The sequence below is a fragment of the Staphylococcus sp. HMSC063F05 genome (assembly GCF_001837075.1).
In the GTDB taxonomy this organism is placed as follows: domain Bacteria; phylum Bacillota; class Bacilli; order Staphylococcales; family Staphylococcaceae; genus Staphylococcus; species Staphylococcus epidermidis.
Genome location: NZ_KV831337.1, coordinates 29,570 through 46,933 on the forward strand (window position 1 = coordinate 29,570; position 17,364 = coordinate 46,933).

The following is a 17,364-nucleotide window of genomic DNA, read 5'->3' on the forward strand; positions in this document are numbered from 1 at the left end:
AGAAAATTAATGTTTTATTGTTACAAATACTGCTTTTAAATATTTTGAAGGTTTGTAGTGAGGATGAGTTTTAAAATCTTTAGGTAACCCCATTACTTCATTTATTTCATATTCAATATTATTTTGGGCTAATGTTTTCTTTATTACGTTTTTAAATGCCTTAAGAGAAAATGCACTTGAATTCGTACATAATAGTAATGTACCTCCTGGCGATAAAATGTTAAGGGCTCCTTCAATTAATAAATTATAATCTTTTTGAACAGAGAATGTTTTTTTCTTATTTCTCGCAAAGCTAGGTGGATCAATAACAATTGTATCGTATTGATGTCCATGTCGTCCTGCATAATTATAAAAATCAAACGTATCCATAACATAAATATATTGAGATTTAGGATTAATACCATTTAAACCAAAATTTTCTTCAGTTAGCCCTCTAGAGCGATTTGCTAAGTCTACACTTGTTGTTGAGTTTGCATTTTCAGCTGCTATTACTGAAAACGCTCCAGTGTAACTGAATAAGTTAAGTACGTATCGTCTTTCTGAAAACTGATCTCTTAATTTTTTTCTAACTTCTTTTTGATCTAAAAATATACCAGTCATAAGACCATCGTTTAGGTCTACATTATAAAAGGTAAAATTTTCTTCTACAACGATAGGAAATTCAGGAGCATTACCTTCTACAAAGCCACCAGTGTAGGAAGTACCTTTAAAACGCATTTTCTCAAAAATTGAAATGTATTCATATACCTCTTTGATTGCTTCTAAGATAGGAAATCTAAATTTATATATTCCTTTCGAATACCATTGAATTAAAAGATGTCCGTTATAATTATCAATTGTCAGACCACCTACACCGTCACCTTCAGCATTAAATAATCTAAATGCATTTGTACCTTCTATGTTGAAATAGTATTGTCGCTCTTCTAATGCAGCTTCAAATAAACGTTTAAAAAACAAAGTGTTAATCTCTTCATTTTGATTATAACTCAATACCCATCCTAATCCTTTATGTTGTCTTCCAATATATCCAGTAGCTATATATTGTTGTTGCTCTGTCACCAGTGTTATCAAATCACCTTCTTTAAGATGATCATGTTCAAATAAATCTTCTTCATCTATTAATGGATAGTGGTTTAAATACTTTGTTTCTTTGCCTTTATTTAGCGTAGCAAGTTTCATAAATGAATACCTCTCTTAATTTTTATCACTGTTAGTTATGATAATTTTGTTTTGTAAATCAGTTAACACCATATAATTTCAACATCATTTTAACAAATAACTTTAGTGAATCACACAGAAAAAGAGTGGGACGAAATTCATTCTGAATTCACTATCCCACCCATGAAATGTATTGCTCACATAGAAACCTTTCTGTGATATTTCTTACTGGTCATTGAATATAAAGTTAGATAAATACAATTATTGATTTGAAAAGTTAAGTATTTTCACCAATGATTAGTTGTTATAAATCAAATTTAACCTATTTATTTTTCTCTCAACTGTAAAGAATAAGCAACAATCATTGCAATAAGCATTAATAATAAAATTGGCGTAATGAAAATTGATAATAATAATCCATGTACCATAATATTGATAAATTCTGTAAGAAATTTAAAGAATAAAATACTGCCCATAAAGAGTTGTAAATAATAATATTTATCCCTTAAATAATAAGTTAATGTAGTTGCAATATAAATAATAATAATGAAAAGTAGCAATAATAATGTTACCCATTCAACTACATATTGCGTTTGTGATAACTCCCATTCACCAGTTAAGAATAATGCGTTTCTATTATTAAATTCTAGAAAAGCAAAAAACAGAATAATTACACCACAAAACAATTGAACATACATAGGTTTAACCCATTTAGGTTTTTTCATCCAACTTGGAATATCGTCCTCTTGTATATCTACTATGCTGTTAATTTTTTGCTTAAATTTGTCCCTTTTGGCTCTAATTTTATCTAAATCAACACTTCTTCTAGTCTTACGTGCATACTCGGTTGTCTTATTTTGTAGTTGTTTTAAGTGAACTTTAGTTTGATTAGATACATTGCCTTTATTAGTTCTTGAAAGTTCAGGTTCCTCTTCGCCTAATTCTTCTTTAGTGAGTGGTAATGAACGTCTTAGGAATAAGAAATTCCATATAGCCATCTGACCTAATAGCCACATAATAATGAAGAATGTATTTACACTTAAAATATCAATTGATTCAATTTCATTTGCGTCAATACGTCCATATAGCGAAATTTGGGTAATAAGATAACTCATTCCATAAGTTACAATAATCCACATATAATGGTTCTTTCGATTGTCTTGGTTCAACTCATCTTTATAAACTATGTAACCAATATGAACTGTAAAAGGAATAATAAAGACGATAGCAAAAAAGCCATACACTTGTGTCATTAGCAATAATGTAATGATAAAGTACATAATGCCAATAACTAAAAAGAAAATTGAAATGTCATAATCGTATTTAATAGTTCTAAATAAAGTGTGACCTAACAGCATCACTAGAATACCAAATACGATGATTACTATGGCACTTGTAATTGGAAAGCCACCAATAAATTTACTCATCACTTTTATAATCTCGGCAAAAAAGGCATTTAGGAATTCCCATACGTTATGCACATGCGTATCAACCTTTTTGTCACCTTTAAATTGTTTGATTAAAGGTAAGTTAATAAAAATAATGAGACCTGTAAAAAGTGAAACGATACCGATGATATAACTAAATATAATTTCGGTGTGTTTCCTAAGAAAAGACATACTGTTCACCTCAAAATTATTATATATGAAGATTGTTTAATTGTCTTTAAAATATCATGAAATACATCTATAGTCCTACAAACGTTTATTAATAGAATAACGGGGTAAAACATTTGTGTAAACTGAAATCCTATTAAAGAGGTGAATTTTTATGACAAATAAAGAATTCGAAAAAAATCAGCAGAAAAAGCCAAAGAAGTAGAAGAAAAACTTAAAGAACAAAACGAAGAAAAAACAGATGATATCGAACAAACAAAGAAAGATATTCAAGATACACTAGATTAATTTCACTAATGATATAAGTGTTTATGCTAGATAATAAGATGATTTATTAGCATTTAAATCGTTGAATCATTGAGTTCATAAGTAATATAAAAAGACAATTTCTATTAAAATTTTGATAGAAATTGTCTTTTTTCTGTACTAATAAAGGCGTTCATCTATGATTATCATTATAATAATTTCTTTTAATACAAATCTACGTTATTATTTAACCTTTTTTATTTCACAGTTGACATTTATGTAAAATTCAGCAGAATATTTATTTATCCTAAAGAAATTACACAACAATTTTACGACTACTTTTTCGCAGGATTTGCGTCATAGCTCTTAAATCATTATTAATATCATTGATAGAAAAAACTGTCGCCAAAATTCTATATCTTGGACGACAGTTATATTTATCATTTAATTACACTATAGTAATTTATGTTTACGTAACAATTCTTCAATGAAAGTACCACGTATTTTCTTCAGCACTGTATTTAATACTGATCTTTTAATAAAGTTTTTATTAACAAGTTCATGTAAAGATTTACGATCATTTAATTCATAAAATGCATCCATCAGTACGCGTGCATCAAATTCGGAGGCATAAACTTCAGGTACACCTCTATCAACATCCAACAATTGATAAACTGCTTCCATAGCTGTTCTAACTGAATATTCTGTAGTGAATACAGTATCCCGTGCTGTTTCTGCAAAGTTTCCAATAAATGCTAAATTTTTAGAGCCATTCGGTACTACTAACGGTCGATCTTTGTATGCTCTAGGCATGAAATATGCAGTTACATATGGCATATAAACAGGAATCGTGTTACATTCTGATTGAGCTAATTCAACAATTTCCTCTTGGGGAACACCCATATGATATAACCATTCTTGACAGATTTCACTACCAGTACATTCCGTGATTGGCTTTTTAATGAAGTCTCCTTTTTCGTCAGAGTATAATGCGTAAATCCATACACTAACTTGATTTTTAGGTTGTTTCTTAAATTGTTGCTGACGGTTCACTGTAAAACTAAGTTGCCAACTCGAATTAGCGACAGAAATGATACCGCCTGTGACTGTCCGACCTGATAAAACATCTCTTTTACATAATTGTTCGATATATGAGATTATTTTTTTATTATCTGTTGTTGCCGTTGCTGATACGAACCAACTTTTAGCTGGAATGTGATCACAGAATTTCTCAGGTCTTCCGAATTCAGGACTTTGATTAGCTAAGTTTTTCCATAATGTCCAACTACCACCTAAAGAATGTGTTATAGGAGCAGGGTGGTCATTATCACCATAGGTTGAACTTTCGGTAATACTTCCATTAGTAACAAATACCAAGTCATTAACTGTCAACGGGATAGATTCTTCTTTATCATCTCTAGTTAAAATGATTTCTCTAGCAATTTTAGTAGATGGTGTTGCATCAACTAAAATATTATTCACTTGTACTCCAAATTCAAAGTTCACGCTATGTGATTTTAGATATTCTATCATCGGTAATACTAAAGATTCATATTGATTATACTTAGTAAATTTTAATGCACTAAAATCTGCTAAACCACCAATATGATGCACAAAACGCATAAGATATCTACGCATCTCCATCGCTGAATGCCATGGCTCGAATGCAAACATTGTTTTCCAATAAAGCCAAAAATTAGAATTTAAAAAGTCTCTTGAAAAGACATCAGTGATTTTAACATCGTCTAAATCTTCTTCTTTCATCAAACATAAATTTAAAATTTCTTTAATTGCTTTTTTTGTTAATGTAAAATCACCATCAGTATCAATACGCTTACCTCCACTTTCAATCGCTCTACATTTAGAATAATTAGGGTCTTCTTTATTTAACCAATAAAACTCGTCTAACACAGAAGCATTAGTTTGCTCAAGTGATGGTATACTTCTGAATAAATCCCATAAGCATTCAAAATGATTTTCCATTTCTCTGCCACCACGTACTACATAGCCATGATGCTCCATATTGATGCCATCTAAACTTCCGCCTGAGATATCTAACTCTTCTAAAATATGGATATTCTCGCCTTTCATTTGTCCATCTCTAATTAAAAAACATGCTGCAGCTAAAGAAGCTAATCCAGACCCTATTAAATAGGCTGATTTACTATCAACATTTTCAGGTTTTTTAGGTCGAGCAAACGCTTCGTAATTACTATTTGTATAATACATAGAAACATCACTCCAATTAGATAAAGTTTGAAAATCTATATGATATCGCTTTCAAGTATATTTTACTCCTCATTGTGTAATAACACAAACAATTGGTTATTTTTTAATTTAGTTTACTTAAAACTATACTAATCATTTTTATTTAGCTATTTTTAATATCAAATTAAAGACTGGTTAGAAAAATTTAAATCATTAATTCTATAAATTTTACTTCGATACACATTTATTGCAATTCATCTCTAAAATAGTAAATATATTTCTCATTTAAATAACAATACTCGAAAGAACCTTGACAATATATGATAAAAATCATACATTTAAATTAATTAAATAATTGAACGCACTAGGGGTGTATTCTTTACTGAGATGAGGCCAACCTCAAACCCTTCGAACCTGATCTAGCTAGTTACTAGCGTAGGAAAGTGTTGTTATACATCTAATCTAATGGATTATGATTAGATGTAGCTTCTGACGCACAACTTTCCTAGAGAAGGTTGTGCGTTTTTTAGGAGGATGTTTTTTATGTCAAAAGGTTTGAAACTATCTGAAATTCTTGTGACAGTTTTAATTTCAGTAGTATTTGCCATCATTTATAACTTATGGTGGTTTGTTTACAATATTGTACAAGTTGCGGGTATTCACTTAGAACAACTTACATATGGTGTATGGTTTATGGCAGCAGTCGTTTGTTACTTAATCATTCCTAAGCCAGGTATAGCATTATTAGCAGAAATCGCAGCTGGAGCTGGTGAAACGATTGTTATGGGAAAATTTGATATACCTACTATCATATATGCGATATTACAGGGATTGGCTTGTGAAATTATATTTGCTATTTTTAAATACAAATCACGTTCTGCTGCTGTAGCAATGCTAGCTGGGTTAGCAACTGCTTTAATCTCTTTCCCAGTGGATTACTTCTATGGTTACTTAAACGAAGTTGCTGGATGGAACTTACTACTATTTATAGTTTTCCGTTCAATTAGCGGAATTGTATTAGCTGGTTTAGTTTCATACTGGATTGTCAAAGCATTAGATAAAACCGGTGTAACTAAATTCTTTAGACCAGCATCACAACAAGATTACGATAACCTATAAGGGGATTTTTTAATTGTTACGTGTTAAAAATTTACGTTTAAAGTATCCGAATGGTGATAGGAAAATATTCGATAACTTAAATCTTGAGATTAAAAATAAAGAAAAAGTGCTTTTACTCGGTCCTTCCGGATCAGGTAAAAGCACATTACTTAATGTATTAAGTGGAATAGTACCTAATTTAATTGAACTTCCGATGAAATATGATGAATTGAATATTGATCATGATAGTGGCGTTATATTTCAAGATCCAGATAATCAATTTTGTATGCCAAAAGTATATGAAGAACTTGCATTTGTTTTAGAAAATAGAAATATTCCTAGAAGTGAGATGGATCAAGAAATCGAAGACGCACTAAAGTCTGTAGACCTTAATGTTACTCATAAAACATATGTCAATAATCTAAGTGGTGGCATGAAACAGAAGTTAGCTATTGTTGAAACAATACTACAAAAATCAAAGACACTTTTTTTAGATGAGCCTACTGCAATGCTCGACGTGAAAGCAACTGAAGATTTATGGAAGAAATTAATCAATCTTTGGGAAGATCAAACAGTTTTAATTGTTGAGCATAAGGTTGAACATATTTGGCAACATGTTGACCGCGTATTGTTATTAAATTATGATGGTGAAATTGTTGCTGACGACACCCCAGAACAAATCTTAGATCATTATGAAGCGTTATTAACTGAATATGGAGTTTGGCACCCTAGAGCATGGCACAGTGCACCACGCCCCATCCCATTACCTAATCAAACAAAGAACCTCTTATTTCATTTTGACGACGGGCAAATTATTAGAGGTAAAAAGACACTTTTTTCATCCAAGGAGTTTAAACTGTATTCAGGTGAATGGTTAACAATCACTGGTAAAAATGGTGCTGGTAAAACCTCTTTACTAGAAGCTATGTTACAACTGATTAAATATAAAGGTGACATGTTTTATCGCGATCAATTATTATCTAAAATTAAACAAGCGGCAAAGCATATGTATTTGGTATATCAGAACCCTGAATTACAATTTATTACTAATTCTGTTTATGATGAAGTGTATATTCATTATAATCATTTAGATCCTAAGCATGCGAATGATGAAACCATGGATCTGTTAAAATTATTACATTTAGATCAAGTTAAGGATCATCATCCTTTTGAAATATCAACAGGCCAAAAGCGTCGTTTAAGTGTTGCAACAGCATTAAGTTCAAAGGCAGAGATTATTTTACTAGATGAACCAACATTCGGCCTAGATAGTCATAATACATTTCAACTTATTAAGTTATTTCAAGAACGCGTTAATCAAGGTCAAACAATTATCATGGTGACACATGATCCAGAAATTATTAAACGATATCCAACAAGACGATTACGCGTGGAAGATGGATGTCTTAAAGAAATGGAAGGTGAACACATTGTTTGAAAGATGGAAAAAACGCCACACCTTCGTTGATGATGTAAATATTATTACTAAGTTACTTTTAGGTATCGCATTATTCTTTTTCATTATATTTATCCATAACTTCGACTTTATGATTTATATCGTCATATTAATGTTTATGTTCTTACTTTTATTTAACGGTACAGAATTTAAAATAACTGCAATATTTATTTTAGTTACAACCCTCTTTGCCTTGATGTCATCATTATTTATGATTTTATATGGTGATGGAGAACATATGCTTGTAAAATTTGGTATTTTGCAAATAAGTACAGAAAGTATTGTACGAGGTCTTCATCTATCTATGAGAACAATTACCGTTTCAATGTTTGGTATACTAATCGCATTGACTTCACAAATTGTAATGATTTTTTATAGTTTAATGCAACATTTAAAGGTAAAGCCAAAGTTTGCTTATGCTTTTATGGCAGCGATTAGAATGGTTCCACTTATAATAAGTTCTCTTATTCAATTAAGACGTTCCCTAAAAATGCGTTATCAAATGATAGATGCATCTAACTATAAAGGAATCAAGCGTCTTAACCATTTAGTCATACCTTTATTAAGTCAAAATATTCGACGTGCACATCAACTTTCAGTTGCAATGGAGTCTAAAGGTTTTAAAGATGGTCCGAGAACATACTACTATCGGGTACCATTTTCATATAAAGATATCGTATTTATTGCTTGTATATTAATTATCATTACTTTGTCATTTGTCTTATCATCATACCTTCCAATTACTGGTATTCATGATGTCCGTTTTGGACAATTAGACTAATAATCATACACCAAATATTTAATTAAAAGTAAATATTCATTTTATTCCAATGTAAATAGAAATCATAAAAAATGTCCTTCGTTGATCTTATCCAATCAACGAAGGACTTTATTTCAAATTGAACAATCAATTTTACTTAGTGATGGCTTTATTCCCAATATCATTACGATAAAAAAGATTATCACTTTTTATTTGTCGTGCATGTTCATATGCATTTGCTTGTGCTTTTTCAACTGTTGGACCTTCCCCTATAGCTAGGATAACTCTTCCACCAGAATTCACAAAACATTGACCTTCTTTCTTTAATCCACTCACATAATAATGAGAATCTAGATTAAAACCACTTATTTCATGCCCTTTTTCATATGAACCAGGGTATCCTTTAGATGCTAGCATTACTCCTACAACAGCTTCATCTTTCCAGTTAAAATGAATGGGTTGGCAATTTTCCAAATCGATAATGAGTTGCATTAAGTCACTTTCTAAACGTGTTAATAATACTTGTGCTTCAGGATCACCAAAACGTGCATTAAATTCAATAACTTTAGGTCCATCTTTTGTTAAAATTGCACCAATATATAGTAATCCGAAGAAGTCATGACCTTCTTGTGCCATAGCTTTAGCAATAGGTTGAGCAATCTCCTTATTGGTTTGTTCAAGAACAGATGCATCAATGTGGGGTACAGGGCAATATGCGCCCATCCCACCAGTATTTGGTCCTTGATCATTATCAAATGCTCGCTTATGATCTTGAGCAATACAGTCGAAAGGAACCGCATAATCTCCATTTACAAAAGTCATTAAAGAAAACTCTTCTCCTTCTAAATAACTTTCGAAAACGACTTTCCCTTTTTCTTCTTGATAAATTTTTTTGACCCCTTCTAATGCGTCTTCTCTCGTAAAAGCAATAATAACCCCTTTACCTGCTGCTAAACCGTCTTTCTTTATTACGATTGGTAAATCACAAGTTTCAACATATTGCAACGCCTCGTTACGTGAACTTACTTCTTTATATTCTGCTGTAGGAATACGATATTTGTCCATTAATTGCTTGGCAAATAATTTTGAACCTTCAATTTGAGCGGCATCTTGTCCTGGACCAAACACTTTAATATTTGCATTTCTTAATAAATCAGCTAACCCATCTATTAAAGGTTGTTCAGGCCCAATGATTACCCAATCAATTGCGTTATGCTGAGCAAAATGTAAAATAGCTTGATGATCTGATTCAGCAATTTCACTGTGCACTTCAGCAATATTGACCATTGCATCATTTCCTGGAATCGCGTAAACCTTATCTACAATTGGAGATTGATTGATTTTAGAAGCTAATGCATGTTCACGTCCACCAGCTCCAACTATTAAAACTTTCAATAGATTACCCCTTTCTTTTCAAAAATTAATGTTTAAAATGACGCATACCTGTCATAACCATTGTAATGCCATATTTATTAGCCATATCAATGGAATCTTGATCTTTAATTGAACCACCTGGTTGAATAATTGCCTTAATACCATGTTCGGCAGCATATTCAACTGTATCTCCCATTGGGAAGAAACCATCTGAAACAAGCGCAACATTATCGTTAATTTCTATTGCTCTTTCGATTGCAATTTTAGCGGAACCTACACGATTCATTTGCCCTGCACCTATACCAACTGTTTGTTTGTTGTTACTCAATATCACTGCATTACTCTTAACGGCACTTACAACTTTCCAACCTAGGAGCATAGCTTCCCACTGTGCTTCTGTAGGTTGAATGTCGGTAGCAACAGTCATGTCATTTCGAGTCACATCTTTATTATCTTTATCTTGTACTAAGTAACCACCTGAAACGGAAACAAATTCTTGTTCAGCGTTATCAATTGTCATATCTATTTGTAATAAACGAATATTTTTCTTTTGTGTCAATATTTTTAAAGCTTCCTCAGTAAATTGAGGTGCGATAACTACTTCTAAAAAGATAGAATGTAATGCTTCAGCTAATTTAACATCTACCGTTCTATTCAATGCTATAATTCCGCCAAATATTGATTGATTATCCGCTTCATATGCATGTTGAAATGCTTCATCAATCGACTGTCCAATTCCTACTCCACACGGGTTCATATGTTTTACTGCTACAGCAGTTGGCTCGTTGAATTTTTTTACTAAACTGAGTGCTGCATCTGCGTCTTTAATATTATTAAAACTCAATTGTTTACCATGTAATTGTTTTGCACCCGCAATCGTATGTTTGCTATCAGATGTTCTAACAAAATATGCAGATTGTTGAGGATTTTCGCCATATCTTAGTGTTTCTTTATTGTCTTTGAAATAGTTAACAATAGCATGATCATATTCATTTGTATGTTGGAAAACTTTAACCATTAGCGATTTTCTATATGCTTCGTCCAATTGATGATTTTTAATTCTCTCAATTACCTCGTTGTAATCGGAAGGATGTACGATAGTTGTAACATGTTTAAAGTTTTTAGCAGCTGCTCTTAACATTGTAGGTCCACCAATATCAATATTTTCTATTGCATCAGTTTCTGTTACGTCAGGTTGAGCAACAGTCTGTTGGAAAGGATATAGGTTGACTACTACCATATCAATTAAATCAATATGTTGTTCTCGTAATTGCTCTAAATGATGTTCTTTATCACGATCAGCTAAAATACCACCATGGACTGCTGGATGTAGTGTTTTAACACGACCATCCATAATCTCTGGAAATTGTGTTAATTCTGACACGGACTTAATATTGATATTCGCATCTTCTAATACACGTTTTGTACCACCCGTAGAATACAGTTCATAGTCTAAATTAGTTAATGCTTTTGCAAACTCTACAATTCCACTTTTATTAGAAACGCTTAATATTGCTTTTTTCATTCTATAAGATACTCCTCTATTTAATGATTTTAGCTATAACTCTTGGATAAAGTTCATATTCTAAATGTTTTACTCTATCTTCTAATTGTTCTTTAGTATCGTCCGGTTTTATATCACATTGCTGTTGTTCAATAATTTCTCCCGTATCCATCCCACTATCTACATAATGGACAGTTGATCCAGTTACAGTATCTCCACTTTCTAACGCTTGACCTATGGCATCTAAACCTTTGAATTTAGGCAATAATGAGGGATGTATATTTAATATCCGTCCTTCATAAGCTTGTAATAAGTCTTGGCCAACTAGTCTCATATAACCAGCTAATACAATCCACTGAACTTCCTCACTGGATAATAATTTAAGTAGATGCTGTTCATATAAAGATTTGGATGAAAAGTCTTTTGGCTTGTTAATATGAATTGGAATATTTAAATTTTTAGCTCTATCAATACAGGGTACCCCTTCATTATCTGTATACAGTGCCGTTACATTGATACCAGATAATTGCCCTGTTTGGATATGTTTTACAATATTTTCAAAGTTACTACCTGATCCTGAGGCAAAAATCGCTATATTGGTCACTATTCTACCTCCAATAAATGAATAGGTGTATCATCATCTTTTATAATCTCACCAATTTCATATGCAGTTGTATCCATTGCACGTAACGTTGTTAATGTTGTTTGAACATCTTTTTTGTCAACAATAATTGTATATCCAATACCCATATTAAATATGTTATACATTTCATTCGTTGAAATGTTGCCCTGTTTTTGAAGCCAATTAAAGACTTCCAACGTTGGGAATGATTGTGTATCTATTTTTGCTGATAAACCTTTAGGAAGGGCACGCGGAATATTTTCATAGAAACCTCCACCAGTAATATGGCTCATCGCTTTGATATCAATATGTTTCTTTAATTCAAGAATAGGCTTTACATACAATTTTGTTGGTGCAAGGAAGGTTTCTAAAAAGGTTTGACCATTAAATTGATCATGTAATTGAACTCCTGATTCTTTTATCATTTTTCTAACTAGACTATAGCCATTTGAATGAATACCACTTGAAGCTAAACCAATAATTGCTTGTCCTTCTTCAACATTTGAACCATCAATATAGTCCTCTTTCTCTACCGCTCCTACTGCAAAACCAGCAATATCATATTCACCTTCATGATACATTTCTCCCATTTCAGCAGTTTCACCGCCTATAAGTGCCGTATTGGTTTGTTCGCAACCGTCACTTATACCTTTAACGATTTGCTCTATAGTACTTGGCACTACTTTATTCGTGGCAATATAGTCTAAAAAGTATAAAGGTTCAGCACCTGTTGTTAAAATATCATTTACACACATTGCGACAGCATCAATACCAATTGTGTCATGCTTTCCATAGTCAATTGCTAATTTTAACTTTGTACCCACACCGTCAGTACCTGATACCAGAACTGGCGCTTTCATTTTTAATTGAGACAAATCAAATGTTGCACCAAATCCACCTAAACCACCTAATACTTCTTTGCGCAATGTACGTTCAACATGACTTGTTATTCTTTCGACTGCTTCATATCCTGCTTGAATATTTACACCAGATTCCTCATATGCTTTAGACATGTAAATTTCCCTCACTATCAAAATAATGTTTATTATTAGCTATATATGATTTTTGACGTTCACTTAAATGCTTTTTATAATTTTTCTCATAATCGTAAAGTCCTGCTGGATAATCACCTGTAAAACTTTCTACACACAAGCCATGATATGGCGCATCATAATCAAGTCCTATAGACTCGATTAAGCCATCAACGCTTAAATAAGCAAGAGAATCTGCACCAATATGATTTTTAATTTCCTCAGGAGACTTACTTGCTGAGATGAGTTCAGCTGTTGTAGATACGTCAATACCATAAAAACTAGGGAACATGAATTCGGGAGAAGCAATTCTTACGTGAATGCGGTTAGCTCCTGAATCCTTAAGCATTTTAACTATGCGTTTAATCGTTGTACCTCGAACAATCGAATCATCTACAAGTACGATATCTTTACCATCAACAATATCCTTAACAGCCGACAGTTTCACACGTACACCTTGCTCTCTTAATTCCTGAGTAGGTTGTATAAAAGTTCGAGCAACATATTGATTTTTAACTAGTCCCATTTCATATGGTAGGCCTATTTCTTCAGCATAACCACTTGCTGCAGATAATGATGAATTAGGTACGCCTATTACCATATCTGCTTTTGCTGGGTTTTCCTGTGCTAACCGTTTACCTGATGCCTTTCGTACCGCATGAACATTTTTTCCTGCAATCGTTGAATCAGGTCTCGCAAAATAAATATATTCCATAGCTGAAATTGCAGTTGTTGTTTGTCGTGTGTAAGTCTTAACTTCTATACCTTCATCCGTAATAACAACATACTCACCTGCATGAATATCTTGTATAAATTCAGCACCTAAAACATCAATCGCACATGTTTCACTTGCTAAAATATAAGCACCGTTCTCCATTTTTCCAACTACTAATGGTCGAATAGCATTAGGATCTACTGCACCATACAACGCATCTTTTGTTAGGATGGCAAAAGTAAATCCACCCTTAATGAGTCGTAAACTCTCTTTCAATGCCTCTTCAAATGTCGGCGCCTTACTACGACGAATTAAGTGCATAATGACTTCAGTATCCGAAGAAGAATGGAAAATCGCACCTTGTTCTTCTAAATTTTGACGTAATGATTTAGCGTTAATTAAATTACCGTTATGACATATACCTACGCTCATATCATAAAAGTGATATAAAAATGGTTGAATATTTTCAATGCCTTTATTACCAGAGGTTGCGTAACGAACATGTCCTATCGCATGTGGATAACCTTTTATATTTGACATATGTTCGTCTTTAATTGCTTCAGTTAATAGGCCTAATCCTCGTTCACCTTTTAGCGTTTCGTGATTTGAAACTACAATACCTGCACCTTCTTGACCTCTGTGTTGTAAACTATGTAGACCCATATATGTTAACTGTGCTGCTTCAGGATGATTCCAAATACCGAAAACGCCACATTCTTCATTTAATCCTGAGTAGTTAGACATTGAACTATAGCCCCTTCCCATTTTTGTTTGATATCTGAAACGTTTTCTTTTATTTTTACGTCTGAATTAGATATATCAAATAACTGCTGATGAGTTAAATGCCCAATTTCTTGAGCTTGATCTATATCCAAAGTTTGCCCTTCTTTAACAACAACAATATATCGTCCTTGAGTTTCACTAAATAATTGTGCATTGGTAACATCCAATTGAGCTTGCATACCTAAATCATAATGGGCACTAATTTTAGCTAAAGTAACTAATAAGCCGCCCTTACCAACTGTTTGTACATGAGATGCAATGCCATTACGAATAGCCTGTTTGATTAATTTTCCTTTTGAAACTTCATCACTTAAATCAATAGATTCAAACTCATGATTAACTGATCCATACAACAATTTTTCCAATTGACTACCACCAAAGTCATCACGCGTTTCACCAACTAAATAAATCTTATCTCCTGCTTTAGGTTTAAACTCTTTTAGATAGCTCACGTCTTCAATAAGACCAACCATACCTACGACAGGTGTAGGGAAGATAGAGGTTCCACGTGTCTCGTTATATAATGAAACATTTCCTGAAACTACAGGAGTTTGAAGCACTTTACAAGCTTCTGACATACCTTTTGTTGAATCTATTAATTGTTGATAGATTTCTTTCTTCTCTGGAGAACCATAGTTTAGACAATCAGTCATAGCCAATGGTGTCGCCCCTACTGCAATTAAATTTCGATAGGCTTCAGCAACAACCATTTTTCCACCTTCATAAGGTTGGTTGAAAACATAACGTGCTTCACCATCTATAGTTGAAGCAATAGCTTTTTGTGTTCCTTCTACGCGCACAACTGAAGCTTGTAAACCTGACTTAATAATTGTATTTGCTCCTACTTGTTGATCGTATTGTTCATATAAATGATGTTTAGATGCTATTGTTGGGTGTTGTAATAACTTGATAAATGTATCATGTACATCTATATTGCTGTAATCGTTTTTTGATGTATTATATTCCTTTTCTTCTCCTTCTAAAATATACACTGGTGCCTCATCAGCAAGAGGTTGCACAGGAATGTCTGCATACACTTCATCATCGTATGTAAGCACGAATCTATCAGTGTCTGTTACTTCACCGATTACTGCACTATCTAGTTCGTGTTTATTGAATAAATCTAAAAACTTTTGTTCTGTACCTTTTTCTACAACTAACAGCATTCTTTCTTGCGTTTCTGAAAGCATCATTTCATATGGAGAAATTCCAGGTTCTCTTGTTGGAACTTGATCAAGTCTTAAATGTAAACCACTACCACCTTTAGCTGCCATTTCAGATGAAGATGAAGTTAAACCAGCTGCTCCCATATCTTGTATACCTACTAGTTCATCAAAAGTAATTGCTTCTAATGTTGCTTCCATTAGCTTTTTGCCTACAAATGGATCTCCAATTTGTACTGAAGGTCTTTTACTTTCACTTTCCTCAGTAAGTTCTTCAGATGCAAATGTTGCACCATGAATACCGTCACGCCCAGTTTTTAAACCTACATATATAACGGAATTACCAACACCCTTAGCTGTTCCTTTTTGGACCATATCATGATCAATGATTCCTACACACATAGCATTGACTAATGGATTGCCATCATAGCGTTCATCAAATTCAATCTCACCAGCCGTAGTAGGAATACCAATACAGTTGCCATATCCACCAATACCACTTACAACACCTTTAAGTAATCGTTGATTTTGTTTTACAGTTAACTCACCAAAACGAAGACTATTTAGTAAATTAATTGGACGGGCACCAATTGAAACAATATCTCTAATAATACCTCCGACTCCAGTTGCCGCACCTTGATATGGTTCAATTGCAGATGGATGATTGTGAGACTCAACTTTAAATACTACGGCTTGATTATCGCCTATATCTACAACACCTGCACCTTCTCCTGGTCCCATTAATACGTGCTCTCCTGTCGTAGGAAATTGTTTTAAAAATGGTTTAGAATGTTTATATGAGCAATGTTCGCTCCACATCACTGAGAAAATTCCTACTTCTGTGAAGTTGGGTTCTCTACCAAGAATTTCAACCACTTTGTCATATTCTTTATCACTTAATCCCATATCTTGATAAAGTTTTTCAAGTTTAATCTCTTCATTACTTGGTTCGATAAATTTAGACATTTTGTTCCCTCCAACTTTTCACCATTGATTCAAACAATTTCACACCACTATTTGTTCCTAATAATGTTTCAAGTGCGCGTTCAGGGTGTGGCATCATCCCACAAACGTTTCCCTCTTTATTAACTATTCCTGCAATATCCTCATAAGAGCCATTAGGGTTATTCGTATATTTAAGGATAATTTGATTGTTATCGTTGAGTTCACGATATATTTCATCAGTACAATAATAATGACCTTCACCGTGTGCTACAGGATAAACAACATTCTCATTTTTCACATATAAATGCGTAAAAGGTGTTTGATTATTAGTAATTTTTAAAGTTTCGTTTCTACTTATAAATAAATGTGAATCATTATGAAGTAATGCGCCTGGTAACAATCCAATCTCAGTTAAAATTTGAAACCCATTACATACTCCTAAAACAGGCTTACCTTCTTTCGCAAATCGCTTAACTTCTTTAATAATCGGAGCAACACTTGCCATAGCTCCCGATCTCAAATAATCGCCAAATGAAAAACCACCAGGTATTAAAACACCATCAAAACCATCTAAAGTCGTTTCACGATAATCGACATACGCTGCATCAACACCTGATTTAATAGCTGCGTTATACATGTCTCTATCGCAGTTTGAACCAGGGAACACAAGAACTGCAAATTTCAT

General features: G+C 32.9%; 14 protein-coding genes and 1 riboswitch. Of the genes, 4 read left to right on the forward strand and 10 right to left on the reverse strand.

Going from position 1 to position 17,364, the window contains the following annotated elements:
• Nucleotides 1–6: 6 nt before the first annotated feature.
• Together HMPREF2576_RS05845 and auxA are read right to left on the reverse strand one after the other, a co-directional pair.
• Entirely contained in the window at nt 7–1,179 is a 1,173-nt protein-coding gene (locus tag HMPREF2576_RS05845; protein WP_002470435.1) for a class I SAM-dependent rRNA methyltransferase, read from the reverse strand.
• Between the two features lie 305 nt (nt 1,180–1,484).
• On the reverse strand, nt 1,485–2,777 hold the full coding sequence (gene auxA / locus HMPREF2576_RS05850) for a lipoteichoic acid stability factor AuxA (RefSeq protein WP_002470439.1): 1,293 nt from the start codon (nt 2,775–2,777) through the stop codon (nt 1,485–1,487).
• Nucleotides 2,778–2,942: 165 nt separating this feature from the next.
• On the opposite strand from auxA, the gene graF reads away from it, so the two are divergent.
• The gene (gene graF / locus HMPREF2576_RS05855) at nt 2,943–3,062 is read left to right on the forward strand and encodes a glycopeptide resistance-associated protein GraF (protein WP_038399392.1); all 120 of its coding nucleotides are present in this window, start codon (nt 2,943–2,945) and stop codon (nt 3,060–3,062) included.
• Between the two features lie 411 nt (nt 3,063–3,473).
• Here graF and HMPREF2576_RS05860 read toward each other — a convergent pair whose 3' ends face one another.
• A complete protein-coding gene (locus HMPREF2576_RS05860) occupies nt 3,474–5,249 on the reverse strand; it encodes an oleate hydratase (protein ID WP_002470438.1) in 1,776 nt (591 codons plus the stop codon).
• Between the two features lie 335 nt (nt 5,250–5,584).
• Nucleotides 5,585–5,687: riboswitch (TPP riboswitch) on the forward strand.
• An 84-nt stretch (nt 5,688–5,771) separates the two neighbouring features.
• Here HMPREF2576_RS05860 and HMPREF2576_RS05865 point away from each other — a divergent pair.
• Genes HMPREF2576_RS05865 through HMPREF2576_RS05875 form a run of 3 tightly spaced genes read left to right on the forward strand, consistent with a single transcriptional unit; the run spans nt 5,772 to nt 8,563 of the window.
• Nucleotides 5,772–6,347, forward strand: coding sequence for an ECF transporter S component (locus HMPREF2576_RS05865; protein WP_001831663.1), 576 nt, complete (start codon nt 5,772–5,774; stop codon nt 6,345–6,347).
• A 13-nt stretch (nt 6,348–6,360) separates the two neighbouring features.
• Entirely contained in the window at nt 6,361–7,764 is a 1,404-nt protein-coding gene (locus HMPREF2576_RS05870; RefSeq protein ID WP_002470436.1) for an ABC transporter ATP-binding protein, read from the forward strand.
• A complete protein-coding gene (locus tag HMPREF2576_RS05875) occupies nt 7,757–8,563 on the forward strand; it encodes an energy-coupling factor transporter transmembrane component T family protein (protein WP_001831682.1) in 807 nt (268 codons plus the stop codon). Before HMPREF2576_RS05870 ends, HMPREF2576_RS05875 begins: the two co-directional genes overlap by 8 nt.
• Before the next feature lie 132 nt (nt 8,564–8,695).
• Here HMPREF2576_RS05875 and purD read toward each other — a convergent pair whose 3' ends face one another.
• Genes purD through purQ form a run of 7 tightly spaced genes read right to left on the reverse strand, consistent with a single transcriptional unit; the run spans nt 8,696 to nt 17,364 of the window.
• Nucleotides 8,696–9,937 carry a phosphoribosylamine--glycine ligase gene (gene purD / locus HMPREF2576_RS05880; protein WP_001831701.1) on the reverse strand — a complete coding sequence of 414 codons (1,242 nt, stop codon included), beginning with the start codon at nt 9,935–9,937 and terminating at the stop codon, nt 8,696–8,698.
• A gap of 25 nt (nt 9,938–9,962) precedes the next feature.
• Nucleotides 9,963–11,441: a bifunctional phosphoribosylaminoimidazolecarboxamide formyltransferase/IMP cyclohydrolase gene (gene purH, locus HMPREF2576_RS05885; protein WP_001831692.1), complete on the reverse strand. Its 1,479-nt coding sequence runs from the start codon at nt 11,439–11,441 to the stop codon at nt 9,963–9,965.
• Between the two features lie 16 nt (nt 11,442–11,457).
• Entirely contained in the window at nt 11,458–12,024 is a 567-nt protein-coding gene (gene purN / locus HMPREF2576_RS05890) for a phosphoribosylglycinamide formyltransferase (RefSeq protein WP_001831672.1), read from the reverse strand.
• Nucleotides 12,024–13,055 carry a phosphoribosylformylglycinamidine cyclo-ligase gene (gene purM / locus HMPREF2576_RS05895; protein WP_001831685.1) on the reverse strand — a complete coding sequence of 344 codons (1,032 nt, stop codon included), beginning with the start codon at nt 13,053–13,055 and terminating at the stop codon, nt 12,024–12,026. Before purM ends, purN begins: the two co-directional genes overlap by 1 nt.
• Nucleotides 13,048–14,532: an amidophosphoribosyltransferase gene (gene purF, locus HMPREF2576_RS05900; protein WP_001831721.1), complete on the reverse strand. Its 1,485-nt coding sequence runs from the start codon at nt 14,530–14,532 to the stop codon at nt 13,048–13,050. Before purF ends, purM begins: the two co-directional genes overlap by 8 nt.
• Nucleotides 14,511–16,700 carry a phosphoribosylformylglycinamidine synthase subunit PurL gene (purL, locus tag HMPREF2576_RS05905; RefSeq protein ID WP_002470440.1) on the reverse strand — a complete coding sequence of 730 codons (2,190 nt, stop codon included), beginning with the start codon at nt 16,698–16,700 and terminating at the stop codon, nt 14,511–14,513. The genes purF and purL overlap by 22 nt, the downstream gene beginning before the upstream one ends.
• Entirely contained in the window at nt 16,693–17,364 is a 672-nt protein-coding gene (gene purQ, locus HMPREF2576_RS05910; protein ID WP_001831727.1) for a phosphoribosylformylglycinamidine synthase I, read from the reverse strand. The genes purL and purQ overlap by 8 nt, the downstream gene beginning before the upstream one ends.

What these genes read in the sequence shown, in the direction of transcription:
- purH (WP_001831692.1), bottom strand. Translation starts at nt 11,441, where the DNA reads ATGAAAAAAGCAATATTAAGCGTTTCTAATAAAAGTGGAATTGTAGAG.
- HMPREF2576_RS05860 (WP_002470438.1), bottom strand. Translation starts at nt 5,249, where the DNA reads ATGTATTATACAAATAGTAATTACGAAGCGTTTGCTCGACCTAAAAAA.
- purL (WP_002470440.1), bottom strand. Translation starts at nt 16,700, where the DNA reads ATGTCTAAATTTATCGAACCAAGTAATGAAGAGATTAAACTTGAAAAA.
- auxA (WP_002470439.1), bottom strand. Translation starts at nt 2,777, where the DNA reads ATGTCTTTTCTTAGGAAACACACCGAAATTATATTTAGTTATATCATC.
- purQ (WP_001831727.1), bottom strand. Translation starts at nt 17,364, where the DNA reads ATGAAATTTGCAGTTCTTGTGTTCCCTGGTTCAAACTGCGATAGAGAC.
- purM (WP_001831685.1), bottom strand. Translation starts at nt 13,055, where the DNA reads ATGTCTAAAGCATATGAGGAATCTGGTGTAAATATTCAAGCAGGATAT.
- HMPREF2576_RS05845 (WP_002470435.1), bottom strand. Translation starts at nt 1,179, where the DNA reads ATGAAACTTGCTACGCTAAATAAAGGCAAAGAAACAAAGTATTTAAAC.
- HMPREF2576_RS05865 (WP_001831663.1), top strand. Translation starts at nt 5,772, where the DNA reads ATGTCAAAAGGTTTGAAACTATCTGAAATTCTTGTGACAGTTTTAATT.
- purF (WP_001831721.1), bottom strand. Translation starts at nt 14,532, where the DNA reads ATGTCTAACTACTCAGGATTAAATGAAGAATGTGGCGTTTTCGGTATT.